The sequence below is a fragment of the Enterococcus sp. DIV1337a genome, assembly GCF_051712285.1.
GTDB lineage: Bacteria > Bacillota > Bacilli > Lactobacillales > Enterococcaceae > Enterococcus > Enterococcus faecalis.
On record NZ_JBIOOP010000001.1, the window covers coordinates 2543879 to 2570420 of the forward strand.

General features: G+C 40.2%; 23 protein-coding genes. 2 read left to right on the forward strand and 21 right to left on the reverse strand.

Translation table 11 applies throughout. The features are described from left to right. Window positions 1-10 precede the first annotated feature (10 nt). The 16 genes from IGL49_RS12040 to IGL49_RS12115 all read right to left on the reverse strand — a co-directional run bounded on the left by IGL49_RS12040 (window position 11) and on the right by IGL49_RS12115 (window position 20125). A complete protein-coding gene (locus IGL49_RS12040; protein WP_104853887.1) occupies window positions 11-811 on the reverse strand; it encodes an SDR family oxidoreductase in 801 nt (266 codons plus the stop codon). Between the two features lie 171 nt (window positions 812-982). After that, entirely contained in the window at window positions 983-2881 is a 1899-nt protein-coding gene (gene mnmG / locus IGL49_RS12045) for a tRNA uridine-5-carboxymethylaminomethyl(34) synthesis enzyme MnmG (protein ID WP_104853888.1), read from the reverse strand. 19 nt (window positions 2882-2900) lie between these two features. After that, window positions 2901-4298 (reverse strand): tRNA uridine-5-carboxymethylaminomethyl(34) synthesis GTPase MnmE, encoded by a 1398-nt coding sequence (gene mnmE / locus IGL49_RS12050; RefSeq protein ID WP_002379284.1) that lies wholly within the window; start codon window positions 4296-4298, stop codon window positions 2901-2903. 232 nt (window positions 4299-4530) lie between these two features. Beyond that, window positions 4531-9495 carry an Ig-like domain-containing protein gene (locus IGL49_RS12055; RefSeq protein ID WP_104853889.1) on the reverse strand — a complete coding sequence of 1655 codons (4965 nt, stop codon included), beginning with the start codon at window positions 9493-9495 and terminating at the stop codon, window positions 4531-4533. A 741-nt stretch (window positions 9496-10236) separates the two neighbouring features. Next, window positions 10237-11106: a triphosphoribosyl-dephospho-CoA synthase CitG gene (gene citG, locus IGL49_RS12060; RefSeq protein WP_104853890.1), complete on the reverse strand. Its 870-nt coding sequence runs from the start codon at window positions 11104-11106 to the stop codon at window positions 10237-10239. A 6-nt stretch (window positions 11107-11112) separates the two neighbouring features. After that, window positions 11113-12285, reverse strand: coding sequence for an NAD(P)-dependent malic enzyme (locus tag IGL49_RS12065; RefSeq protein WP_104853891.1), 1173 nt, complete (start codon window positions 12283-12285; stop codon window positions 11113-11115). Between the two features lie 117 nt (window positions 12286-12402). Then, window positions 12403-13800, reverse strand: a complete 1398-nt coding sequence (locus tag IGL49_RS12070; protein WP_104858266.1) for an oxaloacetate decarboxylase subunit alpha — start codon at window positions 13798-13800, stop codon at window positions 12403-12405. Continuing rightward, a complete protein-coding gene (gene citX / locus IGL49_RS12075) occupies window positions 13793-14329 on the reverse strand; it encodes a citrate lyase holo-[acyl-carrier protein] synthase (RefSeq protein WP_002383528.1) in 537 nt (178 codons plus the stop codon). The genes IGL49_RS12070 and citX overlap by 8 nt, the downstream gene beginning before the upstream one ends. After that, window positions 14322-15854 (reverse strand): citrate lyase subunit alpha, encoded by a 1533-nt coding sequence (gene citF / locus IGL49_RS12080; RefSeq protein WP_104853893.1) that lies wholly within the window; start codon window positions 15852-15854, stop codon window positions 14322-14324. Before citF ends, citX begins: the two co-directional genes overlap by 8 nt. Window positions 15855-15856: 2 nt before the next feature. Next, entirely contained in the window at window positions 15857-16744 is an 888-nt protein-coding gene (gene citE / locus IGL49_RS12085) for a citrate (pro-3S)-lyase subunit beta (RefSeq protein ID WP_002376284.1), read from the reverse strand. Next, the gene (gene citD, locus IGL49_RS12090; RefSeq protein WP_104853894.1) at window positions 16732-17040 is read right to left on the reverse strand and encodes a citrate lyase acyl carrier protein; all 309 of its coding nucleotides are present in this window, start codon (window positions 17038-17040) and stop codon (window positions 16732-16734) included. The genes citE and citD overlap by 13 nt, the downstream gene beginning before the upstream one ends. Before the next feature lie 5 nt (window positions 17041-17045). Then, window positions 17046-18038, reverse strand: coding sequence for a [citrate (pro-3S)-lyase] ligase (citC, locus tag IGL49_RS12095; RefSeq protein WP_164982947.1), 993 nt, complete (start codon window positions 18036-18038; stop codon window positions 17046-17048). 32 nt (window positions 18039-18070) lie between these two features. Further along, window positions 18071-18205, reverse strand: a complete 135-nt coding sequence (locus IGL49_RS12100) for an OadG-related small transporter subunit (RefSeq protein WP_104853896.1) — start codon at window positions 18203-18205, stop codon at window positions 18071-18073. A gap of 21 nt (window positions 18206-18226) precedes the next feature. Continuing rightward, on the reverse strand, window positions 18227-19342 hold the full coding sequence (locus tag IGL49_RS12105; protein WP_002383526.1) for a sodium ion-translocating decarboxylase subunit beta: 1116 nt from the start codon (window positions 19340-19342) through the stop codon (window positions 18227-18229). A 29-nt stretch (window positions 19343-19371) separates the two neighbouring features. Then, complete coding sequence (locus IGL49_RS12110) at window positions 19372-19779, reverse strand: acetyl-CoA carboxylase biotin carboxyl carrier protein subunit (RefSeq protein WP_104853897.1); 408 nt, start codon at window positions 19777-19779, stop codon at window positions 19372-19374. Beyond that, window positions 19763-20125, reverse strand: a complete 363-nt coding sequence (locus tag IGL49_RS12115) for a hypothetical protein (RefSeq protein ID WP_002356004.1) — start codon at window positions 20123-20125, stop codon at window positions 19763-19765. Before IGL49_RS12115 ends, IGL49_RS12110 begins: the two co-directional genes overlap by 17 nt. A 403-nt stretch (window positions 20126-20528) precedes the next feature. On the opposite strand from IGL49_RS12115, the gene IGL49_RS12120 reads away from it, so the two are divergent. Next, the gene (locus IGL49_RS12120; RefSeq protein WP_104853898.1) at window positions 20529-21926 is read left to right on the forward strand and encodes a CitMHS family transporter; all 1398 of its coding nucleotides are present in this window, start codon (window positions 20529-20531) and stop codon (window positions 21924-21926) included. Window positions 21927-22059: 133 nt separating this feature from the next. Further along, on the forward strand, window positions 22060-22755 hold the full coding sequence (locus IGL49_RS12125; protein WP_104853899.1) for a GntR family transcriptional regulator: 696 nt from the start codon (window positions 22060-22062) through the stop codon (window positions 22753-22755). 43 nt (window positions 22756-22798) lie between these two features. Here IGL49_RS12125 and IGL49_RS12130 read toward each other — a convergent pair whose 3' ends face one another. The 5 genes from IGL49_RS12130 to rpmH form a co-directional block, all read right to left on the reverse strand. After that, window positions 22799-23521: a response regulator transcription factor gene (locus IGL49_RS12130; RefSeq protein ID WP_104853900.1), complete on the reverse strand. Its 723-nt coding sequence runs from the start codon at window positions 23519-23521 to the stop codon at window positions 22799-22801. Between the two features lie 186 nt (window positions 23522-23707). Continuing rightward, entirely contained in the window at window positions 23708-24484 is a 777-nt protein-coding gene (gene jag / locus IGL49_RS12135; protein ID WP_002356009.1) for an RNA-binding cell elongation regulator Jag/EloR, read from the reverse strand. A 14-nt stretch (window positions 24485-24498) separates the two neighbouring features. Continuing rightward, window positions 24499-25326, reverse strand: a complete 828-nt coding sequence (locus IGL49_RS12140) for a YidC/Oxa1 family membrane protein insertase (protein WP_104853901.1) — start codon at window positions 25324-25326, stop codon at window positions 24499-24501. Beyond that, window positions 25326-25682 carry a ribonuclease P protein component gene (gene rnpA, locus IGL49_RS12145; RefSeq protein ID WP_002356011.1) on the reverse strand — a complete coding sequence of 119 codons (357 nt, stop codon included), beginning with the start codon at window positions 25680-25682 and terminating at the stop codon, window positions 25326-25328. The genes IGL49_RS12140 and rnpA overlap by 1 nt, the downstream gene beginning before the upstream one ends. A 203-nt stretch (window positions 25683-25885) precedes the next feature. Then, complete coding sequence (rpmH, locus tag IGL49_RS12150; RefSeq protein ID WP_002356012.1) at window positions 25886-26020, reverse strand: 50S ribosomal protein L34; 135 nt, start codon at window positions 26018-26020, stop codon at window positions 25886-25888. Window positions 26021-26542: the final 522 nt, after the last annotated feature.

Here is a 26542-nt window from a genome sequence, read left to right on the forward strand (position 1 = left end):
TTTCCCACCTCTATCCTCTTGTTTTACCTCCAGCTACGTTTGTGGTGATGCCTGTAATATAGCTTGAACGGTCTGATAAATAATAGCATACTAAGTCAGCGACTTCATGGAGTTTTCCGCTACGACCTAATGGAATCGTACTTGTTTTTGAATAACCTGCTCGCAATTGCTCAACAGAAATATTTCGTGTATAAGCCAATGCTTCTTCGTATGCTAAAGTGCGCAAGCCCGTTTCTTCCATAATGCCTGGCGCAATCCCCACGACACGGACGTTTGATTTTCCTAACTCTTTAGCCCATGAACGTGTATAACTGCTGACCGCTGCTTTCGTTGCAGCGTAGGCGCTTTGCCCTTCGGAGCCTTCTAATCCAGCTTCTGAAGACATATTAATAATGACACCTGCTTGTTTTTGTACAAGAATCCGGCCCACTGCTTGGCTCATTAGGTAGAGCCCTTTTTGATTGATGGCTACAATTTTGTCGAATACCTCATCCGATAATTCATAAGGCCCATGAGGATGATTTTTATCCACCAATAGACGAGGAATATTGATTCCGGCGTTATTTACTAGGCCATCTACGGTTCCAAATTTTTCCACCACTTGAGCGACACCCGCTTCTACTTCTGCTCGAGAAGTTACATCGACTTTCACAAAGAGTAAATGCTCATGTTGCGTTTCTGATGCTGAAATATCAAAATTAGCGACATAGACCTCTTGCGCTAACAAGCTTTCAACAATGCTGCAACCAATACCAGATGAGCCTCCTGTAACAATCACTACTTTTCCTTTAATTCCTAACCAATCTGTCATTTGTTCCACTCCTATCATTTGTTTGCGCTTTCAGTATAGGTCAGTTTGTGAAATTATTTAAGACAGTCTTTTTTTGCAGTTTAGAAAAAAAAGTAGACTAATTCAAAACAAAAAAGCAGTTGCTTCTTCACGGATGATTGATTGTGAAGAAGCAACTGCTTCAAATTTTTATTATCCTTGCACTTTCGCGATTTTTCCTTGTTCGATGTAGACCATCAAAATACTAATGTCAGCGGGGTTCACACCGCTGATACGGCTTGCTTGGGCAATCGTTTCTGGTTGGATTTTTTGTAGTTTTTGTTTTGCTTCTGTCGCCAAGCCGTTAATCGCTTGGTAATCAATGTTTTCTGGAATGCGTTTTGCTTCCATGCGTTTTAGTTTCTCAACTTTTTCCATGGCTTTTTTAATGTAGCCTTCGTACTTGATTTGAATTTCTACTTGTTCAATCACTTTCGGATCGAGCGCCTCTTCAGGTGCGGGAATAAATTGAGCGACTTCTTGATAACTGATTTCTGGGCGTTTCAGAAAATCGCTTGCTAAAATACCGTCTTTTAAGCCAGCAGCGCCTTTGGTTTCCAAAAATGCTTGCACTTCTTTTGTTGGTTTAATCCGATGTTTACCTAAGCGGGCAATTTCCGCTTCAACAGCCGTTTTTTTGACTAGATAGGCGGCATATTGTTCTTCTTTAACTAAACCAATTTCATGACCCATTTCTGTTAAACGTAAGTCTGCATTGTCATGTCGTAAAATCAAACGATACTCCGCACGTGACGTTAACAAGCGATAAGGTTCGTTGGTACCTTTTGTAACTAAATCGTCAATCATGACGCCAATATAGCCATCACTACGTTTTAAAACAAGAGGCTCTTTGCCTTGAATTTTCAATGCAGCATTAATCCCTGCCATCAAACCTTGACCAGCAGCTTCTTCGTAGCCACTAGTTCCGTTCGTTTGGCCTGCTGTATAAAGATTTTCGATGACCTTTGTTTCTAATGTTGGGCGTAATTGGTGAGGGACTACTACATCGTATTCAATAGCGTAACCTGTACGCATCATTTCTACTTTTTCTAATCCTTCAATAGAATGAAGCATTTCTGTTTGCACATCTTCTGGTAAAGAAGTAGATAAGCCTTGAACGTAAACTTCTTCGGTATTCAACCCTTCTGGTTCCAAGAACAATTGGTGTCTTGGTTTGTCTGAAAAGCGAACAATTTTGTCCTCGATGGATGGGCAATACCGAGCGCCAACACCTTCAACAATCCCAGTAAACATTGGGGCGCGATGTAGATTTTTTTGAATAATTTCATGCGTTGTTTCATTCGTATAAGTTAACCAACAAGGTTCTTGGTTTTGATTATAGGCACTATCTGGCGTGCTATAACTAAAGTGGTTGGGTTCTTTATCGCCTGGTTGTTCCTCTGTCACAGAATAATCAATCGTACTTGATTTTACTCGTGGCGGCGTTCCTGTTTTAAAGCGATCGATTTCTAAACCTAATTCTTTTAAATGATTGGCTAAACCAACGGAAGGTTGCGAATTGTTTGGTCCTGAAGAATATTTTAATTCACCAATAATAATTTCGCCACGCAAGGCAGTCCCGGCAGTAATCACCACTGCTTGACTATGGTACGCGGCACCTGTTGAAGTTACAACACCACGGCAAACGCCATCTTCCACGATTAATTCTTCAACAATCCCTTGACGAAGTGTTAAATTTTCTTCTTTTTCAATGGTATGTTTCATTTCTGTCGCATAGGCATGTTTGTCGGCTTGCGCGCGCAACGCACGTACCGCTGGACCTTTACCAGTATTTAGCATCCGCATTTGGATGTAGGTTTTATCAATGTTTTTACCCATTTCGCCGCCTAATGCATCGATTTCTCGGACAACGACTCCTTTGGCAGGTCCGCCAACAGAAGGGTTACATGGCATAAAAGCAACCATATCTAAATTAATCGTTAAAAGTAACGTTTTAACGCCCATTCGTGCGGCTGCTAAGGCTGCTTCAGAGCCAGCATGTCCAGCACCGACGACAATAACATCATATGATTCTGCTTGATATTGATTCATAAAAAATTCCTCTCTTGTCTTATTTTCCTAAACAAAATTGACTAAATAACTGTGTAATTAATTCATCTTGGACACTATCACCGACGATTTCCCCTAAATAATCCCAACAACGGGTCATATCAATTTGAACTAAATCAACTGGCATACCTGCTTCGATGCCGTTAATCACTTCTTGTAACGAAAGCGCTGCTTGATCCAGCAAAGCAATATGACGTGTATTAGAAATATAGGTAGCATCTTTTTCGCCTGTTTGGCCGCCAAAGAAAAGATCAGCAATTTTCGCTTCTAACTGGTCTAAGCCTGTGTTTGATAACACTGAAACGGATAAAATTTCTTCTGCAGGGACTAATTCTTGTAATTCGTTAGGATCTAGTTTTGTCGGCAAGTCCATTTTATTTAAAAGAATGACGCGTTTTAAGCCTTTCGTTGCTTCCAACAGTTGCCGATCTTCCTCTGTCAATTCTTCGCTTTGATTCAAGACTAACAAAATTAAATCCGAATCTGCTAACGCTTTGCGGCTGCGTTCGACACCAATTCGTTCAACAATGTCTTCTGTTTCGCGAATCCCCGCTGTATCAATTAATTTTAAAGGAACGCCACGAACGTTAACGTATTCTTCAATGACATCACGTGTTGTACCAGCAATGTCTGTTACAATCGCTTTTTCTTCTCGCAACAAATGGTTTAACAAACTGGATTTCCCGACATTTGGTCGGCCAATAATCGCCGTACTTAAGCCTTCACGAAGAATTTTTCCTTGTTTAGCGGTCGTTAATAATTGTTGAATCTGTGCTTTCACAAATTCGGCTTTTTCTAAAAGTAGTTTCGTGGTTAATTCTTCGACGTCATCATATTCTGGATAATCAATATTTACTTCTACTTGTGCTAAAGTATTTAAAATTTCTTGTCTTAATGAACGAATTAACGTCGACAAGTTACCATCCAATTGGTTCAATGCAACATTCATCGCTTTATCCGTTTTGGCACGAATTAAGTCCATCACTGCTTCTGCTTGTGAAAGATCCATTCGGCCATTTAGAAAAGCACGTTTTGTAAATTCCCCAGGTTCGGCCATTCGTGCGCCTTCACGTAACAGTAATTGCAGTAATTGGTTCACCACGACAATGCCGCCATGACAGTTAATTTCTACCACGTCTTCTCGTGTAAATGTTTTCGGCGCCCGCATCACAGAAAGCATGACTTCATCAATCAATTGATCGTTTTGCGGATCAACAATATGACCATAATGAATCGTGTGCGTGGGGACTTTAGCTAAATCTTTAGTGCCTGACCGATAAACTTTGTTTGCAATAGCAACTGCTTGCTCGCCACTTAAACGAACAATACTAATCGCACCTTCACCTGGCGGCGTAGAAATCGCCGCAATTGTATCAAATTCCATTGTAGCTGATTGCATAATTAGCTTCCTTTCTTCATAACAACAAAAAAAGCGCCCACTCCTCCTGCATTAAAAAATTCAGGTTGGATTTAGCACTTTCACTGCTTGTTCCTTCGATTTTCTGAAAATAGAATAGCACATTTTATTCTATTTGGCAATTTTTCTTCATTAAATGGAACAAGAAAACGTATCATTGAGTGGGGAATTCTCAACAATACGTTTTCTCATCTATAGGAATTAAAGGAGAGAGCTAGTTTTTACGTTTGCGTTTGATGATTCCCATGCTCGCAAGGAATGCGACAAAGGCACCAAACAAACTCGTTGTCACGGCTGAGGACTCTTTTTCACCTGTACTAGGTAAGTAGCCTGTTTTCCCGTGATTTCCAGTGCCATAACTAATGGTACTTAGTTTCGGGTTGTAGCCACTACCATTTGTACCGAGGCCATTGCCTAGTGAACCTAAGCCAGAACCTGTTGTGCCTAAACCAGAACCCCCATTTGGATTTGAACCTGTGTTTGAACCATTCCCATTATTCCCGCCAGTTGCGCCATTGTTTCCTGTGTTGCCGCCTGTATTGCCGTTATTTCCGCCAGTGTTACCATTGCCTCCTCCAGGATTTGTTGGGTCAGCTGGCGTCATGAAGGTTGTAGCCGTACTGTAATGTCCTGCGCCATCTGTAGCTGTCGCAAGTAAACTTTGTTGAGCAGTCGCTTGGCCCGCTGTTAATTGGATAGCGAAGTTACCTTCAGCATCGGTGGCACCTACAGCAATCACACTTCTTAATAGTCGGTTACTAATTTGAATGATTCGGTTTGGTTCAGCTGTTCCTTTGATGAGGTAGCCGGCTTTAGACGTTCCTAAAACTGAAGAAACAGTTGGTGCCACAATTTTAATTTCTGGTTCTCCCGTAATATCGGCTGGTGTCATAAATGTGGTTTTAGGACTCACATTTCCTTGTGTATCTGTGGTTAGTGCGGTTAACGTTTCTTTTTCTGTTGCTAACCCTGCTGCAATATGAACGGAGAAGGTACCTCCAGCAGTTGTGTTGCCACTTGCCAACAATTGTTCACTGCTATTATAAAATTGAACCGTGACATTTGGATCAGCAGTTCCAGTGACCGTATAGCCATTAGCTTTGTTCCCTTCAACCTTCGTAATGGTTGGCGCCGCTAAAACAACATCCGCTGGAATAACTTTTGTAGCTGGCTGACTTTCATTGCCAGCGCCATCTTTGCTAATAATCGTAATCGTTTCTCCTGGTGTCACTACGCCAGCTGGTAGAGTCACCGTATATTGGCCGGTTTCATTTGCAGTTGTAGCACCAATGATTGTGCCATCTGCATCACGAACCTCAATGGTGGTTTGTGAATCCGCCGTGCCAGTGATTTCGTACCCTTTACCAGAATTTCCGGTAATTGAGTCAATGGTTGGTGTGGCTAAGTCGGCTGGTGTAGTTGCTGTAGCCGGCTGGCTTTCTGTCCCTGTTGCATTTTTCGCTACGACAGTTACTGTTTCGTTAGCTGAGGCCTTTCCTGGCTCTAAAGTCACTGTATATTTGCCATCAATTCCAGTCGTTGTCATGCCAAGGACTGTGCCATCTGCGTCACGCACCTCAACTGTTGTACCAACTTCTGCTGTTCCTACTACTTGATAGCCTTTTGTCGTGCTACCAGTGATTTTGTCAACAGTAGGTGTCGCGACTGGTGCATCTGGATCAGCAGGTGTTTTGAATGCAGTCGGATTACTTTCTTTCCCAGTAGCATCTTTCGCAACGGCAGTTAAAGCTTCATTGGCTGTTGCTGTGCCCGTCGGAAGAGTGATTGTAAAGGCGCCAGCACCATCAGTCATTCCCGTAGCAATAACTAAACCTGCTTCATTGTGAATCTCAATGGTGACATTTGGCTCTGCCGTACCGGTTACTTGATACCCAGTAGCAGTTGTTCCTGTAACAGTCGTCACAGTTGGCGCTGCCACGGTTGCATCTTCAGGAACCGTCACTTCCGTTGGTTGACTTTCATTGCCGTCACCGTCTTTTCCAACAACAGTTAATGTATCACCAGGATTAGCGGCTCCCGCTGGAATGTCTACAGTAAAGTTTCCCTGATCATCCGTTGTCGTTGTGCCAATAATTGTTCCGTCTGGGTTCCGTACCTCAATGGTAGTATTAGGGTCCGCCGTCCCAGTGATTTCATAACCAGTTGTTGAATCTCCAGTAATGTCACCAATTGTTGGTGTGGTAACATCAGCTGGTGTCATAGCTGTAGTCGGTTGGCTCTCAAGTCCAGTATCATTTTTAGCAACCACATTCACTGCTTGTTTAGCTGTTGCTTTTCCTGAAGCTAACGTCACAGTATATTGGCCAGTCGGTCCAGTTGTTGTGGTGCCTAAAACTGTTCCATCTGTTGCACGAACCTCAATGGTAGTGCCAAGTTCAGCGGTACCTGTCACTTGATAACCTTGTGTTGTATTCCCGGTAACTTTGTCAACACTTGGCGGTGCCACTACTTCATCTGCTGGTGTTTGGAAGGTTGTCGGTGTACTTGGATTGCCAGCAGGATCTTTGGCTAACGCTGTCAATGTTTCATTCGCACTTGCCGTCCCAGCTGGAAGGTTCACGGCAAAGGAACCAGTCCCATCGGCAGTCCCTGTTGCAATCACGTTCCCATCTGCATCACGAATTTCGATGGTAGCATTCGGATCAGCAGTGCCTGTCACTTGATAGCCAGCAACTGAATTACCTGTTACTCCTGTTACAGTTGGTGCTGTAACCGTGGCATCAGCAGGAACAAGTACTTCGGTCGGTTGACTTTCATTTCCCGCGTTATCCTTTCCAATTACTGTTAACGTATCCCCAGGATTTGTCGTTCCCGTTGGTAGCGTTACAGTAAAATCACCATTCGCATCAGAGGTACCTGTACCAATGACTGCCCCAGCTGGATCACGAACTTCGATTGTTGTATTAGGGTCTGCTGTTCCTGTAATTTCATAACCCGAACCAGAGTTGCCTGTGATGTTATCAACTGTTGGTGCAGTGACATCAGCTGGTGTTGTCGCCGTTGCTGGTTGACTTTCCGTGCCACTAGCGTTTTTCGCTACCACGCTCAGCGTTTGATTTGCTGTTGCTTTTCCTGGATCTAAAGTTACTGTATATTTTCCGTCAGTTCCAGTTGTTGCAGTACCAAGAACCGTGCCCGCTGCATCGCGAACCTCAATGGTGGTTCCAACTTCAGCAGTCCCTGTGACTTCATAGCCTTTTGTTGTGCTACCTGTTACAGTCTCAACAATTGGCGTTGCCACGGGTGTATTAGGATCCGCTGGCGTTTGGAACGTTGTTGGCGTACTTTCTGTGCCGCTAGCGTTTTTCGCTACGGCGGTTAACGTTTCATTAGCACCTGCTTCTCCTGCAGGAATAGTGACTGTAAATGCTCCTGTTCCATCGGCGGTCCCTGTGCCTATCACGGTGCCTCCTGCATTTCGAATTTCAACCGTGGCATTGGCGTCAGCAGTTCCTTTAACTTCGTAACCTGCCGTTGAATTACCTGTCACTCCTGTGATTGTTGGTGCGGTTACGGTTGCTTCATCCGCTGGCGTTTGGAACGTTGTTGGCGTACTTTCTGTACCGCTGGCGTTTTTCGCTACGGCGGTTAATGTTTCATTGGCGCCTGCTTCACCTGCGGGAATGGTGACTGTAAATGCCCCTGTCCCATCGGCGGTGCCTGTGCCTATCACGGTGCCTCCTGCATTTCGAATTTCAACCGTGGCGTTGGCGTCAGCAGTTCCTTTGATCTCGTAACCTGCCGTTGAATTGCCTGTTACTCCTGTGATTGTTGGTGCGGTTACGGTTGTCTCATCCGCTGGCGTTTGGAACGTTGTTGGCGTACTTTCTGTGCCGCTGGCGTTTTTCGCTACGGCGGTTAACGTTTCATTCGCTCCTGCTTCACCTGCGGGAATGGTAACTGTAAATGCCCCTGTCCCATCGGCGGTGCCTGTGCCTATCACGGTGCCTCCTGCATTTCGAATTTCAACCGTGGCATTGGCGTCAGCAGTTCCTTTGATCTCGTAACCTGCCGTTGAATTACCTGTCACTCCTGTGATTGTTGGTGCAGTTACTTCACTAGTAGTACCTGCAGCAAAATAAATGTTGGACACACCATCTGCTGTTGCTAATAAATTAACGTCTAAAAGGTCTGTTTGAACGACTGTTCCTACAAAACGAGCATCTAAATTATTGGATAAATTTTGAGGTGTTGAAACGGTAGTTGGTAAAGTAACCGTGGTTGCGCCTAGTAAAGAAGCATCCACTAACTCATTTACGCCTGAACCACCAACCGCTAATAAAGGCAAAGCACCTGAAACAGCCACGTTTACCGTGCCTTTGACAGGAAGCAAGGCTGCATTTATGGCTGCGGCGACAAGATTACTTGGGATACTGGTTCCTTTTGCCTCCAAGGCTTGAACTGCCGCATTCAAATCTTGTAAGATGTTTGAAACATTTTGGGCTAAAACTAACCCTAAACCATCACTAATCGGTGCGCTAATGTATGAGCCGTCAGCTGCTAACGTTTGCGGTGCTGTAAATGAAGCAGCACCTAAGTTTTCAATATTATTGACTAATTCCAATTGACGATTCACTTCCGTCAAATCAATATTAACACCAGTTAAATTCCCTAACGCCCCACTGGTAATTTGAGTAATGACATTGGTTAAATCATTGGCCGCATTCAAAACAGCGGTCAAAAAAGTAACTTTTGAAAGATCAATCGTGACATTGGTATCGATAGCTGCACTGCCTGCTGCAGCTACACTTCCTCTTAACTCAGGAGGAACCACTAACACCGCTTGCTTTTGTCCACTAAACACAGCGGAAGCATCGGCTAAAGCGCCTCCAGAAATCGTGAAATTAACTGGTTGATTTTGGTTTGCGGCTGTCCAACGATTACTCGTTGAAGTACCACTGTCATTATTTGACGTAACATTTGATAATAGTTCGATATCCAAGACCGCTGCTGATGCACTGATTGTGCCAGAGGTTACAGCTATACTTACAGGAATTGCTAATGACGTAAATAATAAACCACTTGATATTGCTAAATTAAGCATCTTGCGTTTTGTCCATTTTTTATGCTGACTTTTCCGATTAAAATCCTCAACAATTTTCTTTTTCATCTGATCGTCCCTCTTTTCTTTAAAATAAACGATAAATACCAAGATCATTAGCTTCCCCTAGTTGTTCATCTCCCCCTTTAGCGATTTAAATGGATTTAACACTTGCAGTTTAGTACATTTCCTCAGCTTTTCAAAATATAATGCTGTGAATTTTTATATAAAAATCTATTTGATAACAAACATTATGCGTATGTTAAAAAACTCACTAAGTCATTAGTGAGTTATTATACAATGAGAGGAAAATGAGGAAGTTTATACGTTTCTCTCTAATCATTAAAGATAAATAAATTATTTTATTATAACTTATCGTTTGATAAATTGTTAATTAAATAACAGAAAATTTTTTTATTTTTTTGAGAAATTCCGCTATTATTTTTCCTGCTTTGCTGACTGTTTTTATCAATTTTGTGGCTATAAGTTATAAAAACTTTACATCAAAAAAATGACTCTAATCTATAACAATTTTTCTATTTTTAAGAATTTATTTTATAGAATTTTTTACATTAAAAAATTTTCATAAAAAAAGGCGACAACCGTTTTCAAACGAATGCCGCCTTTTTGACAAACAAAAACCTGATTCTAAAAGAATCAGGTTTAGGAAAAGCAAATCAAGATTCGCTTCAACTGTTTATCATCGTATTTGTATACTCTGATAAGAATGATTTCGTAATAAAATATACTGTGTTTCGTGGTATTTGTCAATCGCTTTCTTGAATTCTCTTTAGACCTTTCCACAGGCATACAAGGTCAAAATAACTGGCCAAGTCAGCGTTGTAACTATCTTTTTAATTAAGCAGTCAGCCAATTTAATTTCATTAGTTTATCTAAAAATACCACCAAAGTTAAAGCATCTGCACTGCCACCAATACTCCAATTTTTTTCTTTGAATAAGTGATTCAATGTTTCTAAGCAAATGGTTCCTCGTAATGTTTGTGTCCCCCCTAAAGCAAAATATTCTTGGACTAACGGTTGATATACTTCAAAAATTTGGACATTCTGACTTCGTTTAATCAAATTCGTATCCTCAACATAGAGCGATAAATAAAGGAGCGTATCAATGAGTTTTTGTTGTTGTGTGCCTTGATGTTTTCGATAATAAGGTACTCCCTGTTCAAAGACAGCTGGATACCCTTGTTGCGCCTCACCACGGATTCCAGTCAAGCCATACTGAACAAATAATCGTTCACCCCAAGTTAGTTTTTCTAGCTCATTCGTAGCGAGATTTTCAAAATCGGCCAGTAAGTCTTGCGTCATTGTTTGAAGCGTTTGTTGAAACAATTGTAAGGTGCAAGGGGTCTCCCAAATCATTAGACGACCACAGATAGCTAAAAAAATACCTAGAGAAAAAATCGCTCCTTTATGTGTATTGATACCTTCTGTTGCCTCAAACATCGCTCGTTCTGCTTCTAAACCAACTTGTCGAATCGTGCGAAATGTTGCCTCAATCGGCAAATGACGTAGCTCTGTCCCAGCTTGAACGAAGGTTTCAAAATAAGGAGTCAAAACCACACTACTTTCTAAAAAAGTGAAAACATCCATATCTTGATGGGCGCCTGCATCGACTGGATCCACCAAGCCTGGTTTATTTAAACAGGTCACTTCATAGAGTAGTGCCAATTGTGCTTGCTGTGCTAACTTACTCCTTGCTTGCTTTGTCATTGCCTTCTACGTCCCTTCTTCTGTCGTGGCCTTTTCTTGTTTTATATAGTCTAGTACAGCATTAAAAACCGTGTCAACTACGCCGCCATCAAATACATTAGGTATGAATTTTTCTGCTGTGGGTTCTGAAATCATAGCGGCCAAGCTGCGTGCTACTGCCATTTGCAAACCGACATCGACTTTTCTACCTTTCGCTGCCAATAACCCTTTAAAAAGACCTGGAAAAGCTAAAATGTTGTTCACTTGATTCGGATATTTGGAAGAACCTGTTGCTAATAAACGGACACCACTGGCTTGAGCGAGGGCTGGTTCAATTTCTGGTTTAGGATTTGCTAAAGCAAAGATAATCGGATCTGGATTCATTGATTCAATCAGGGCTGGCGTTAGCACATCCGCTTCTGATAAGCCTAAAAAAACATCCTGATTGACGACAGCGGTGGCTAAATCTTTGTTTTCTACTGACGGTTTTATCACTTGTTGAAGCAAAGCATGTTGGTAAGGATTTAATGTCGGGTCTTCTTCTCTTAAAACACCTTGGCGATCTACTAAAGTGAGATGCGTAATCCCCGCTTGAATACATAACTTAGCAGTCGCTACACCAGAAGCACCAACTCCGTTAATCACCACACGTAATTCATTTAAAGGTTTTCCTTTAATTTTAGCTGCGTTAATTAGCCCAGCTAAAACGACGATGGCTGTTCCTTCTTGGTCATCATGATACACAGGAATGTTCAAACGTTGTTGAAGTTTTTCTTCAATTTCAAAACATTTTGGTGCAGAAATATCTTCTAAATGGATTCCTGCAAAACTATTTTGTAAATTTTCAATTGTTTGAACCATCTCGTCAACTGATTTTTGTTCCAGTGCTAAAGGGATAGCATCGACACCGGCTAAATTTTTATAAAGTAAAGCTTTGCCTTCAACAATTGGCAAGCCCGCTTGCGTGCCCATATTGCCAAGTCCCAGCACAGCTGATCCATCTGTAATAACCGCAATTAACTTACCACTAATGGTCCACTCGCGCGCTAATTCATGATTTTGGGCAATCATTAAACTCAATTCTGCGACACCAGGTGTATACATTTTGGCTAAATCATGATGGTTTAATACCGCTTCTGTTGCTTCAAGACTTAGCACACCAATATTTTTTTGATGAATTGCTAGAACTTCTTCTAACACATTGTCACTTCCTTTCACGGGCTGCCTTTTTTCTATTTGATGAAGCAAGGGTTTGAACAACCGTTATCGTCGCTCAAACCCTTGCTTCTTTATGCATCTGCGGAGCACTTGCCCGTTCTATTCTGGCAAGTCAAGTTTGACTGTCACTTTCTGTAACGGTACGTCGTAAAAAGGATCTTCGCGACGGCCTAAAAAGTCTTTTCCTTGTTGTGGGAACATCGCGTATAATAGGACATCCTCTTCAGTTTTTGCATATTGTTGGATTTCATTTTCTAAACTATGCAACTCTGGTTTCAATAAATCAGCTGGTCGACAAGTGATTACTTCTTCATCCCCAATGATTTTTTGTTTAATCTCTTCTGCGATAGGTGCTGGTGATTTGCCGTATTCTCCGCGCACATAATCTTTGATTTCATTCGGTATTAAGGAATATCTTTCCCCAGAAATCACATTCATTAAGGCTTGTGTTCCAACCATTTGTGAAAGCGGCGTAACTAGTGGTGGATACCCTAAATCCGCTCTTACTTTAGGTACTTCAGCTAAAACTTCTTCATATTTGTCTTGTAAACCTTGCTCCGTTAATTGACTTAATAAGTTTGATAACATACCACCAGGCACTTGATAAATCAAGGTTTTCGGTTCTGTATCTTTAACTTTAGGGTTTAAAATGCCTTCACTTCTAAAGCGATCACGAATCGGATTGAAATAGTCAGCAATCTCTGTTACTTTTTCCATATTTAAACCTGTTTCAAAGCCTAAATCTTCTAACGCAATGGCCACAGATTCTGTAGCTGGTTGACTCGTACCGCCAGCGAAAGAAGAAATAGCTGTATCGATGATATCCGCACCTGCTTCAGCAACTTTTAAATAGGTCATCTCAGAAATACCACTAGTCGCATGCGTATGCACCTCTAAAGGTAAATCAATGGCATCTTTCATTTTGCTCACTAATTCAAAACCAGTTTGTGGCGTCAAAACGCCTGCCATGTCCTTAATACAAATGGAATCCGCTCCTGTTTGACTTAATTCTTTGGCTAATTTTACAAAGTAATCGATGGTATGAATTTCACTCGTGGTATAAGAAATCGCTGCTTGACAGTGTCCGCCAGCTTCTTTTGTTGTTTGAATTGCTGTTTGTAAATTACGGACATCATTCAAGGCATCGAAAATACGAATAATATCAATCCCATTTTCAACTGATTTTTCGACAAAGGCCCGCACCACATCATCAGCGTAATGACGATATCCTAGTAAATTTTGTCCTCGTAATAACATTTGAAGTTTGGTATTTTTAACTTCTTTGCGAATTTGGCGAAGACGTTCCCAAGGATCCTCGTTTAAATAGCGGACACAGGAATCAAACGTTGCCCCGCCCCACATTTCTAATGCATGAAATCCTGCCTCATCCATTGTTTTAATAATCGGCAGCATATCTGAGGTTGGCATCCGTGTTGCAATTAAACTTTGTTGTCCATCCCGTAGCACCGTTTCTGTAAAACGAATTTTTTTACTCACTTGGCTGCTCCTTTCGTGTCAAAATTATTTCTGTTATTTTTTCTTGCATTGCTTCAAGACTGTGACGTCGATTTCGTCCACAGACTTTCGCCTCTTCTTGGCAAACAAAACAGCGCCGTGGTGGCAAGCCTAAATCTCCTCGATGAAGGCTTTTTAGTTCCTCATTTCCCCATAAAACATCTAGGTCCACTAAACGACCATAAGGATGTGTTTCTTCAATTTTGACCATTCTTTGTTTTAACTCTTGCGGGGCTAACGAAACCGCCAAATAATATTCAGGCCCTGTTTTTTCATTCCGGTAAAAATTAACAATCGGTACTTGATCCAGCAATTGTTGCTCGACTTCGTCAATTACTTCTAAAAAAACAGCCGTTAAGGTGGGCGAATTTTTTACTTCTCCAGGGATATTCATTGTGGCAGATAAGAGACTAGCTTCTGGTGCTGTTTCTAACAACTCCTTCTGTGTGGCAGCTCTTTGTTCGCGAGCATCTAACATCTCTAAAAGTGTTACTTTTTCCCCATTAAACATTGCGTACCACATCAATTAGACTACCATCTCGGTATTCAATTAACGCAACGACTTTGTCTCCATATTTAATTGGTTCTGGGGTGCCGACAATATTGTAGGCTTTGTCTTTCAACTCTTCTAATGTAAACTGAGGAACGTCTAAAGCTTTAAAACAATCAATTAAGTCTGTTCTTTTTGGATTGATTGCAATGCCGACTTCTGTTACTACGACATCGACACTCGTACCTGGTGTAACGACTGTATTTACTTGCTCAACAATTGTTGGAATCCGTCCACGAACAAGTGGTGCAATCACTAGACTCATTTTACAAGCCATACTTGTATCGGAATGTCCGCCAGAAGCACCACGGATGACACCATCTGAACCAGTAATGACATTTACATTAAAATCTGTGTCTACTTCTAAAGCAGATAAAATAGCTGTGTCTAATTGATTAATAACCGCCCCTTTGCTAAGCGGTGAAGCATACATATTGGCATCAATTTCATAATGATTGGCATTTTCCCCTAAAGAAATAGCTGATGGATGATCAAAGTCTTGGACGTCAATAATTTTTTCTACTAAACCTTCTTCCAAAAGTTCCACCATTGCATTCGTAATTCCCCCTAAAGCGAAACTTGCTTTAATACCATCTTTAATCATTTGTTCTCTCATGAACCGTGTAACTGCAAGTGAAGAGCCACCTGTTCCAGTCTGAAATGAGAAGCCTTCTTTGTAGTAAGGAGAATGTGTAATTATTTTTGCGGCATATTCAGCAATCAGCAATTCTTTAGGATTTTTTGTAAAACGTGTTGCGCCTTTAGCAATTCCATCTGGATCACCAATTGCATCAATTTCTACTACATAATCAACATCTGTTTGCGGAATACTAATAGGAGTATTAGGATATGGCACTAATGTGTCAGTAATGATGACTACTTGATCCGCATACTTTGCATCGACCATCGCATAACCAAGAGAACCACAGGTGGCTTTTCCTTTGGTGCCATTCGCATTTCCATAAGCGTCTGAACTTGGCGCACCTAAGAAGGCCACATCAATATGGATATCGCCTGCTGCTACTGCCCGTGCTCGGCCACCATGTGAACGAATCACCACAGGGTTTTCCATGATACCTGCGGAAATAGCGGCCCCCACTTTATCTCTCAAACCAGAAGAAGTAATGTTGGTGACTACTCCATTTTTAATGTGTTCAATCAAAGGTTCATGAACATTTGCAATTGAACTAGGTGCAATCGAAATATTTTTCAACCCCATTGCGGCAATTTCGGCTAAAACTAAATTCATCACATAGTCTCCTTCACGGAAATGGTGATGGAAAGAGATGGTCATGCCATCTTTCAAACCTGTTTTTTCAATTGCTTCACGAATGCTTCCTAAAAGCTTTGTGTCCCGAGGTTTTACTGGTTTAATTGCTCGGCTCGCTTCTTGATAAGCATCAATGTGTGCTAATTCTCCTTCATAAATGCCGTATTGCTCTGCATAAGATTGAGGAATGTCTTTGCCTACTTTATTTACTACCATGTCTATATTTCCTCCTCGGTAATTAATTTAGCCGCCAATGCTAACGCAATGACCCGTTCTGCTCGTTCAACAATTGGTTTATCAACCATTTTTCCATTTACAGAAATAACGCCTGACCCTTTTGCTTCGGCTTCCCGAATGCCCCAGATTACTTCCTTAGCATTCTGGATTTCTTTTTCTGTTGGCGCATAAATATTATTAACTAATGGGATCTGACGAGGATTAATCACCGATTTTCCATCGAAACCTAACTGTTTAATCAAACGAACTTCAGCTTCAAAGCCTTCCGTATTGTCCACATCTGAATAAACCGTATCAATAGCTGCAATCCCAGCTGCTCGAGCGGCATGTAAAATCATGCTACGAGCAAAGAATAGTTCTTGGCCATCTGGATGGCGCCGTGTTTTCATATTGGTAACATAGTCTTCGGCGCCTAACGCGATGCCAATCAAGCGAGTTGAACTTTTGGCAATCGCGGGCGCATTTAGAACACCTTCGGCCGATTCAATAGCAGCCATCATTTTCGTTGTTCCTACGGGAATGTCATTTTGCTGTTCTACTTCTGTAATGACTGCCTCGACATCAATGATATCTTGGGCTGTTTCTGTTTTTGGTAAACGAATCACATCGACACCAGCTAAGACCATCGCTTCAATATCTTCTGCGCCACCGGCATCTAAAGCATTGATCCGAACAACAATTTCAATATTGCCATAATCGAAAGTTTTCAAAGCAGAATGGACTAAAACACGGGCAGAGTCTTTTTCTTTTAATGAAACCGCATCTTCTAAATCAAACATAATTGAATCTGCCCCATACAAAGGTGCATCTCTTAGCATTGCTGCGTTCGCTCCAGGGACAAACATCATTGTTCTTCTTAAACGTTCCATGAGTCCAACTCCTTCCAATCATACGTTTCTTTTTCAGCGCCTCGATGTAAAACTGTAATCATCCGCGCTTTGATCGTACAATCTAACGCCCCTTTATCAATCGCCTTGACCGCAACGCCTTGGACATCTAAATGTTCCAAAGTTGTCGTAATCACCTGACGAATTTGATTGCCAAATTGTTTTTCGACACTACTTTCTAATTCAATGGTATTTTCTGTTGCTTCAATGGGTTGGACGGTAATCATAATATCACTTGATTCTACTGTCCCTGCAGTAGCATTTTTGATAATCTTCACTTTCTTCACCTCATTAGTTTCTTGTGTTCTACTAAGTATTGATAACTTGTTGCTGGTAAAAACTTCTTGAGTGTCTCTTTGTCGCCTTCAGCCATCGCTTTGCGAACTTTCGTCGCACTAATCAGCTCTCCATCAATCGCTAATCGCGGGACAATGGTTAGCGTTATCGTTTGTCCGAAAACTTGTTGCATTGCTTGATTGTAGACATCGGTCACTTCTGAATAAGGCTCTTCTCCCACATAACGTTGCTGAATTTCAAGTATTGGCGCAATTCTTTCTTTAAATAACGTTGCATCAAGCGTTGCTTGAATTGCAGCTACCTCTAATGGCGCTTTTTCTTTCAAAAAATAGGTAGGAAAAGTCGCCGACGAAACTAAGTAATCTTCTGTAGATAGGACTGTCACATTGGGTAAATGGGCTACCCCTTTTTGCACCATTGCGAAACGTGCTTCTTTTGAAAACAGCGATTTATCTTCAGATAAAACAAACACATAAACGTGCGGACTTTCTTTGGCTGCTTTTTCGACTAAGTACTGATGGCCTTTCGTAAAAGGATTTGCATTCATAACAATGCTACTGGCTGGCCCTGCTTTTTTATGCTGTGTCAGGTAACCAAGATAATCGGCAAAATCTGGTTTGCCTTGCTCCATAAACAGCACCTCTTGGTTCGCAACCACTTTTTGAAAGCCTAGCGACTGAAAAATTTGTTCATTTTTTGGTTTTGTATACAAAAAAGTGTGTAATTGGTTTTCTTCTCTCAGTTTTTCAAGTAGATGAACCACCAATTGAGTTAACAAATTTTCAGATTGATATTTTTTACAAACGGCCACGCACTTAATCGTTTTGCCTGAAAGCGAGCCAGAGGCGATTAATGCTGTGTCATCATATATGCCAACGGTGTAATCAAGTGCTTCTGTCGTTTGCAATTCAGCTTTTTCCATTAATTCGCGCCAAGCTTGATAAGCTTTTTTATCTTTTTGCAACCAGATTCTTTTCATTGTATATACGCTGCTCACAGCAATAACCTCCTTTATTTTTTAATCGGGAATAATTTTGATAGTAATTTAGATGCTAGATAAATGATAAATAAAACAACGAAAACGCCGCCCCAACCAAAACCTAACAGTTCAAAAGCAATTTTTAAATCTTCCATGTTAACAGACATGTATTCGTTCTCCTTTCCGTCCTATGTTAAAAAGGCTAATAGTAAGCCACCAGCAATTACAGAAGCGATTTGTCCTGAAACGTTGGCACCAGCAGCATGCATTAAAATAAAGTTTTGTGGGTCTTCATCCGTAGCCATTTTTTGAATGACCCGACTAGACATTGGGAAAGCGGAAATACCCGCAGCACCAATCATTGGATTGATTTTTTCTTTTCTAAATAAATTCAAGAATTTAGCAAAAAGCACGCCGCCGACTGAGTCCATAATAAAGGCGACTAACCCTAAGCCAATAACCATCAACGTATCGACTTTTAAAAACTCTGCATAGTTCATGCTAACGGAAATAGATAGTCCTAGCAAGATACTAATAATATTCACCAATTCATTTTGAGCTGTAATGGATAAGCGATCCAAAACGCCACATTCTCTTAATAAGTTCCCAAACATTAAGAAACCAACTAATGGTAAGGACACAGGCGCGATTAAACCAGCGACAATCGTAATAACAACTGGGAAAAGAATTTTCGCTGTTTGAGAAACTTCCCCAGCCCGATAAGTCATACGGATACGACGTTCGGCTTTCGTCGTCACTGCTTTAATCGCTACTGGTTGAATAATCGGAACTAACGCCATGTAGGAGTATGCGGCAACCATTATGGCCCCCATGTATTTTGAATGTAAGGTATTTGCTACGAAAATGGACGTTGGACCATCGGCGGCACCAATAATCCCAATCGAAGCAGCATCGTTTAAATCAAAACCTAATAAAACAGCCATAATAACTGTAAAGAAAATCCCAAACTGTGCAGCGGCACCAAACATCAACATAAACGGATTTTGTAATAATGGACCGAAATCAATCATTGCCCCAATCCCAATAAATAATAATAACGGGAATAATTCTGTTTTTATTCCAAAATCAAAAAGAACATTAAACGGACCTGGTTCGCCGCCAGCGCTCAATACGCCAGAATTAGGAAAGTTCACTAAAATCGTTCCTAAACCCATTGGCACTAAAAGTGTTGGTTCATACTCTTTTTTTATTCCTAAATACATTAATAGTCCACCAATCAGCATCATCACAATGCGTCCTGGCTCTTGGCCCATTCCTATAACACCTTGAATCAGTGTCTCCACACAAATCACTTCCTCTTCTTAAATTAATTCTAATTAATTGTTATTAATGGTTCTCCTGGATTCACAATTTGGCCTTGGGTAACATGAATTCCTGTTACCGTACCTGCTTTTCCTGCAACGATTTCGTTTTCCATCTTCATTGCTTCTAAAATTAACAATGGTTGGTTTTCTGACACCGTATCACCAACATTGACTAATACTTTTAACACAGTTCCTGGCATTGGCGCTGGCATTGCATCTGCTCCTGCTGGGGCGGCTGTCTGTGCCGCTGGCGCTGGTGCTGAGGCTTCTTCAACAGCAGGAGCTGGCGTTTCTGTCGTAGCAACTGGGGCTGTTGGTTGGGGCGCAACAGGTGCTGGTTGTGGGACGCCACCGATTTCTTCCATCTCGACTAAATATTCTTTCCCATCAATTGAAATTTTAAATTTGCGTAACATAATGATCCTCCTCAAGGTTTTGTTTTGAAATTCTTTTGACAACTAGCTGAGACTCTTCTGAAAGCTCTGCAGCTATACTTGCTGCAATAATGGCAACTTCTTTTGCTTCTGGATTTCGTTTTGCGATTTTTTTGATGACAAAACGACTTTCCGGAAACTCTCCTGCTGCGATGGCAGTGGCCACAATACTTACCAATTGATATTCTTTTGGCTCAGCAGGAATATATGCTGGTATATCTATCCATCGCTTTTCCAAGTTATCCGCTTCACGTTGGATAACGCTTTCATTAATCTCGGTATCCTGCGTGTGTTGCTCTTTCTTGAATAAGGACTTAAATAGGCCCATATTGTCTCTCCTTTCACTAATTCTTGGTATACGTCCATTATAGAAAAAACAGTTAAAAAACCTAGTGAAAACACCAGCCCAGATTGTTCTTTTATTGTTTATTTTGTGAAAAAAACTCTATAAACATTGATATATAAGCATTTATCAGCCGTTAAGATTCTATTAATATTATATTAAGTTATTAATAAGAAATTGATTGTTGAATTGTTTTTTTGATGTTCTTTTTGTTTTAGGCTCTTTATTCTCTGCGAAAGTTTGTATATTCTCACACTATAGACAAACACAAAAAATATTTTTTGTTGTAAACCAGAATACTGTGAAACATTTCTCATGGCTATTCTTTTTTATTAACACCGGTTGTTAACGCTTACAAGAAAGTTCTAAAAAAGAAAGGAAGAAAAACATGTTACTCACTATTTTAGCTTATGGTATGATTATCATCTTTATGTATGTAATCATGAAAAAGAAATTGTCACCGTTTACATCTTTAGTAATTATTCCTCTTATTTTTACTTTGATTGCAATTGCAACTGGGGTAGCGAGTCCGCCACCTGGCGCTGACGGCGTTGTCCCTGAAGTCAACATTGGGAATTTCGTCTTAGATGGGATCTCAACTACTTCAAAAACTGGTATTATGTTATTATTTGCCATTCTTTACTTCTCTATTATGTTAGATGCTGGTTTGTTTGATCCTATCACTAAAAAAATGATTTACTTTGCTAAAGGCGATCCGATGAAAGTCTTGATGGCTACTGCGGTAGTTGCTGCTGCTGTTTCCTTAAACGGAGACGGAACAACGACGACATTAATTTGCTGTTCTGCATTTATCCCGATCTATAAAAAACTTAATATGAAAATGATGAACTTAGGTGTGCTTGTTATTTTACAGAACACCATTATGAACTTATTACCTTGGGGTGGCCCAACAGCTCGTGCCATGGCCGTACTAGAAGTTGATGCCGACATTCTTTCTTATTTAGCACCTGGTATGATTTTATCTGTATTATATGTTATCTTCTTTGTTGCTTATCGTATGGGGAAAAAAGAACGTGCTCGCTTAGGTGTGACAGCTCTTACGGATAAAGAATTAGAAGAAATGACTATTGTTAACGATCCTGAGTTATTAGAAATTCGTCGTCCAAAGAATTTTGCTTTCAATGGCATTTTAACGATTATCTTAATTGGTTGGTTAGTCCTAAGCTCCTTCGTGGGTCAATTAGGTTTGCCTTCATGGATTGAAATGCCACCGCTATTACTATTCCTAGTCGGTACTTGTATTGCTTTAATGATTAACTATCCAAAATTAAAAGATCAAAGCAGTCGCATCAGTGCGAACGCTGGCGATGCTGTACAGGTGGTTATCTTGGTCTTTGCAGCCGGCGTCTTCATGGGCTTATTCCAAGGTTCTGGTATGGCCAATGCCTTAGCAAATAGCTTTGTCAATATTATTCCAAAACAATTAGCCGGCGCTTGGGGCTTAGTGATTGCGTTCATTTCGGCGCCAGGAACCTTCTTTATTTCAAATGATGGCTTCTATTTTGGTGTGATGCCAGTTCTTGCAGAAGCTGGCCGTTCTTATGGATTTGATAACATGTCTATGGCTTTAGCTTCTTTAATGGGACAAGCATTCCACTTATTAAGTCCATTAGTAGCATTTATCTACTTGTTATTACGTTTAACTGGCTTAGATATGGGGCAATGGCAAAAAGAATCAGCAAAATACGCTTTAGGAATTTTCGTTATCTTTATTGTAACCATTGTTGCGTTAGGGCACATGCCTCTATTTATTCCACAAAATTAAACGTTATCATTGAAACCGTAGGAGTGCCTTTTCTCCTCGGTTTTCTTTTCATTTAGTCTTTTCTTGCGTTATATTTTCTTTTTTAATATTATATTTATTATCTATAAAAATAACCTATAGGGAGGTGCCTCATATGAATCCAACGGTTGAAGCAGTAAAACGGAACTTAGATTTAACCAGCAGTAAACCTCTAAAAATCTGTACCTATGAAGCCTTTAAAAAAACCATTATTTTAGGGGATATTCCTGCGGGTGAACGGATTAACGAAAAAGAATTTTCCGAGCAATTAAACATTAGTCGGACGCCCATTCGCTTTGCTTTGCAAGAATTGGTCAAAGAACAATTGGTGGAACATATACCTATGGTGGGTATCGTGGTCAAAGGGATTAGTATGAAAGATGCTTATGAAATCTATGATATTCGTAAATCTTTGGACACTTTAGCAACCATTAAAGCTATGGAACTCATGACACCAGAAGATTTTGATGAACTGGAAGCCTTACTTCATCAAGGTGAGCAATACAATAAAAACGACCAAGTAGATGACTTACTACAGAACTTTTCAGATTTTAATTCCTTTATTTATACTAAGAGTCAGATGCTACGTTTAAAAAAAATTGTGACTGATCTCCATGCTTACTTAATCTATTTCAGAGATATTGCGATTCGTGCCTCAGAACGTCGCAGTATTGCACTGGAAGAACATTGGTTAATTTTTCGCGGAATGAAAACAAAGAATATTGACCAGATTACACTTTTAACCCATGAACATCTAAATCGTTCGCTTCAATTTATTTTGAAAGAAATGGAACGTCGGCAAATTGAATAAGCCAATAAGGCCCGCAGTTGAACTAGCGACTGCGGGCCTTTTTTTATTTTTTTTGTTCACAACCATTTGGCGTAAAGGTATAACCAATGCCCCAAACGGTCCGAAGGTAACAAGGTTCTTTCGGGTTTTCTTCTAATTTACTTCGTAAACGATTAATAAAAACCATAATCGTATTCGCATCGACATCTCCGGTGCCCCAAACGCTACTGTAAATTTGTTCTTTAGAGAATACTTGCTCGGGATTCTCCAGAAAAAATTGAATTAATTGAACTTCTTTCGAAGACAATGGAATAGGTAAATCCTTTTTAAATAGTTGATAACGACCATAATCAAAACGGAAATCGCCTACTTGTAACTCTTCTTTTTTATAAACATTCAATTGTTTTTTAATCATTCGAGCCCGATTCAACGAAGCAATCACCTGAGCCTTAAAAACATTCAAAGAAAAAGGTTTCGTTATATAACTATCTACGCCCATTTCCAAGGCTGCAATGATATCCTCTTCTTCTTTTTTGCTACTAAAAAAGATAATTGGCACCAGTGGATATTTCTCTCTAATCATTTGGACTAAGTAGTAACCATCACTGTCATGTTCCAAAGTATCATCTAAAATGAACAAATCAAAGGTGACTCTGGACACGATATCTTTTGTTTTTTCAATTGATTCACTTTGGTAAATAAGAATACCTGTTGATTGTAATGCTTTCCAAATCAAGCGACGAACCGTTGCATCATCATCTACAACCAGTATTTTCTCCGTACGCATACCTGTTGCTCCCCCTACGTCTCTTTACAAAACTTTTTCATTTGAACTTACTATTGGAGTAATTACTGATTATCATAACACAAAAAAGAAACGGAAACGGCTAAAAAAATCATTTCACTGTGAAATCAAAGAAACGTTGGCAACTATTCAGTTCCTACTGATAATTGCCAACGTTTCTTTGATTGTTTAAAAATACTTCTTAACTGGTTCAACCACTAAATAACGATAAGGTTCATCCCCTTCAGAATGGGTTTTGATTTGCTCATCTTTGCTTAGCGTGTGATGGATTTGTTTTCTTTCAAAAGCCGGCATTGGTTCCAAGAAGACTGGCCGCCCAGTGCGTTTGGCTTTTTCCGCGGTGCGTTTCGCTAAACGTTCCAAAATTTCATGACGTTTTTCACGATAATTTCCGACATTCACAACAATCGATAGCTTATTGCTTGCAATGCGGTGAATAAAGACTTGCGCTAAATACTGTAACGCATTTAACACTTTTCCGTGTTTTCCAATTAAGATACCTTGTTTTTCTGTTTCTAAATGGAAGATAATATTGCCATTCTCGCGCGCTATGCGAACCATGGCAGGGGCGTTCAGTTCATTTGAAATATTCGTTAAATACATCGCTAATTCAGTAATAGCAGCTTCGTCTTCCAGATTTTCTAAAGAATGTGTTGATTCCTCTGAGAGACTAGGAATTGCTTCGGTTAATTCCTCAACTGCTTCTTCCACTGCTTTTGCTTCATCGGCAACAACAATATCTTCCACTGTTTCTTCGACCGCTTCTGTGACTTGCTCACTAATCGTTGGTTCCATTGAAATTTGGGCAAGTTTTTTTCCTAGACCTAAAAATCCTTTTTTTCCTTCGTCTAACACATCAATTGTAACATCCTCTTTGGTTAAACCAAGTGCTTGTAAGCCTTTCTGCGTTGCTTCTTCGATTGTATTTCCTTCATAAATCGGCATCTGAACGACCTCCTTTATTTTTTCTTCCCTTTTTTCTTAGGACTTTTTGCTCGTTCAAGCGCTCGCTCCCGTGCTTTGGCTTGACGTGCTGCTTCCTCCCGCTCTTTACGGATTTTGAATGGATTGTTTAATAACAATGTTTGCCCTGTTTGGAAGGCATTTGAGACCACCCAGTAAAGAGATAAACTGCTGGCTAATGAAATCCCCATAAAGAAGATCATCGCTGGCATAACGTAATTCATAATTTTCAGTGAGGCATTTGTTTCTAGTTGGCTCATACTTGAAAGATACGTACTAGCAAACGTAAAGACAGCCGCTAAAATCGGTAAAATTAAATACGGATCCGGCTTATCGAGGCTTAACCACATGAACGTTCCCTCTTTTAATTCAGGCACGCGCGAAATGGCTTGATACAAAGCCATCATGATTGGTAGTTGAACCAACAGTGGTAAACAGCCAATGTAAGGATTCACATTATTTTCTGCATACAAACGTTGCTGTTCTTCTCGGAATAAGCGTTGTGTTTCAGGATCTTTTGAAGAATATTTTTGTTGCAAGGCCTTTAATTGCGGTTGCAACTCTTGTGTTTTACGCATACTCTTCGTTTGAAAATGCATCAACGGCAATAAAATAATCCGGATGACTAACGTAAATAGGATAATCCCAATTCCGACACTGCCGCCTAATGATAGGAACTTAATCGCTTGGGCAAAATAATAAACAATGTATCGATCCCAAATTCCTGTACTACTTTCACTTACGGGCGCGGTTCCGCAGGCGGATAAAACAAAGACTAAGGTCATTAACCCAGCCATTAATAATAAGCGCTTATACTTCTTCACTACTCAATTCCCTCTCTTACATCTAATATTTTAGCTAAATTTAACACATGTGTTAAATTAGCTTTCACTTCTTCAGACGATAACTTTTCCAATCCTGGACGTGCAATCACGATAAAATCAATTTCTGGAGAGATACGGTCTTTTAATTGAAATAAACTCGCGCGGATTTTCCGCTTCACAGCATTTCTTGTGACCGCGTTTCCAATTTTCTTCCCAACAGAAATTCCCACTCGAAAATGGGCTTGTTGTGGTTTCTCTAAAACGTACACAACGAAACGACGATTTGCACAAGATTGTTTTTTATTAAACACCTGTTGAAATTCTTTTTCTTTCTTGACACGGTAGGACTTTTTCATCGGCATCCCTTTGTTTCTATATTTTTTTACTTCTTAATAATAATAGCATATTTCCGCTCTTTTTTAGTAGCCTTTTCTATAGAATCCTGCTTTCTTTTATTGAAAATAGAAAAAGAACCCTTAGTTATCTTCACATCTTCCAAAAAATTATGGAGATAACTAAGGGTTCTTAGAAATTGACTGTTTAAAAGACCAGACCATCATTAAGCAGAAATAACTTTTCTACCTTTACGACGACGGCTTGCTAATACGCGACGGCCATTTTTAGTGCTCATACGTTTACGGAATCCGTGAACTTTTTGGCGTTTACGTTTGTTTGGTTGATACGTTCTTTTCATGCAATTACACCTCCTGAAATTGTAACTATCCATCAATATATAGACATACTTTGATAGTATAACGAGTAATAGGGTCTTTTGTCAATAAAATTTAAGAAATATTTCCTGAGAAAGATTCGTTTCAATTATCCACAAATTAAATTTTCCTGTGAGTAGCTTGTGGATAGTTTTCCACATTTTTTTCTGTTCACAGCCATTTTTCCACTAGTTTTACACAAAAAAACAGCCTGTTAAAAAGTTTTGCACAGGTGTTTTTTTGACTGTTGATAAGTTCTTGAAACATGATTGTATCAAGCTTAATTATTCTCAACTTTTTGTGGATAACTTGTTCAGTTACCATTCTCTTCCGCAAGTGTCGACACCCTGTGGAAAACTTTTTTCACCCTTGTGTACTTTTTTTCCACATTGAACAATTGCTTGTGGAAAAAGTTTAAAAAAAATGCTAAAATCGACTATGCTCATTCTTTTAAGTTATCCACATTTTTTAGATAACCAAAATTTAAACATATAGGAGGTCACTGT

What these genes read in the sequence shown, in the direction of transcription:
- citF (WP_104853893.1), bottom strand. Translation starts at nt 15,854, where the DNA reads ATGGTAGTAAATAAAGTAGGCAAAGACATTCCTCAATCTTATGCAGAG.
- citE (WP_002376284.1), bottom strand. Translation starts at nt 16,744, where the DNA reads ATGGAACGTTTAAGAAGAACAATGATGTTTGTCCCTGGAGCGAACGCA.
- IGL49_RS12120 (WP_104853898.1), top strand. Translation starts at nt 20,529, where the DNA reads ATGTTACTCACTATTTTAGCTTATGGTATGATTATCATCTTTATGTAT.
- rnpA (WP_002356011.1), bottom strand. Translation starts at nt 25,682, where the DNA reads ATGAAAAAGTCCTACCGTGTCAAGAAAGAAAAAGAATTTCAACAGGTG.
- IGL49_RS12100 (WP_104853896.1), bottom strand. Translation starts at nt 18,205, where the DNA reads ATGTCTGTTAACATGGAAGATTTAAAAATTGCTTTTGAACTGTTAGGT.
- IGL49_RS12130 (WP_104853900.1), bottom strand. Translation starts at nt 23,521, where the DNA reads ATGCGTACGGAGAAAATACTGGTTGTAGATGATGATGCAACGGTTCGT.
- IGL49_RS12115 (WP_002356004.1), bottom strand. Translation starts at nt 20,125, where the DNA reads ATGGGCCTATTTAAGTCCTTATTCAAGAAAGAGCAACACACGCAGGAT.
- IGL49_RS12125 (WP_104853899.1), top strand. Translation starts at nt 22,060, where the DNA reads ATGAATCCAACGGTTGAAGCAGTAAAACGGAACTTAGATTTAACCAGC.
- mnmE (WP_002379284.1), bottom strand. Translation starts at nt 4,298, where the DNA reads ATGCAATCAGCTACAATGGAATTTGATACAATTGCGGCGATTTCTACG.
- citX (WP_002383528.1), bottom strand. Translation starts at nt 14,329, where the DNA reads ATGTTTAATGGGGAAAAAGTAACACTTTTAGAGATGTTAGATGCTCGC.
- citG (WP_104853890.1), bottom strand. Translation starts at nt 11,106, where the DNA reads ATGACAAAGCAAGCAAGGAGTAAGTTAGCACAGCAAGCACAATTGGCA.
- IGL49_RS12055 (WP_104853889.1), bottom strand. Translation starts at nt 9,495, where the DNA reads ATGATCTTGGTATTTATCGTTTATTTTAAAGAAAAGAGGGACGATCAG.
- jag (WP_002356009.1), bottom strand. Translation starts at nt 24,484, where the DNA reads ATGCCGATTTATGAAGGAAATACAATCGAAGAAGCAACGCAGAAAGGC.
- rpmH (WP_002356012.1), bottom strand. Translation starts at nt 26,020, where the DNA reads ATGAAAAGAACGTATCAACCAAACAAACGTAAACGCCAAAAAGTTCAC.
- IGL49_RS12110 (WP_104853897.1), bottom strand. Translation starts at nt 19,779, where the DNA reads ATGTTACGCAAATTTAAAATTTCAATTGATGGGAAAGAATATTTAGTC.
- citC (WP_164982947.1), bottom strand. Translation starts at nt 18,038, where the DNA reads ATGAAAAGAATCTGGTTGCAAAAAGATAAAAAAGCTTATCAAGCTTGG.
- mnmG (WP_104853888.1), bottom strand. Translation starts at nt 2,881, where the DNA reads ATGAATCAATATCAAGCAGAATCATATGATGTTATTGTCGTCGGTGCT.
- IGL49_RS12040 (WP_104853887.1), bottom strand. Translation starts at nt 811, where the DNA reads ATGACAGATTGGTTAGGAATTAAAGGAAAAGTAGTGATTGTTACAGGA.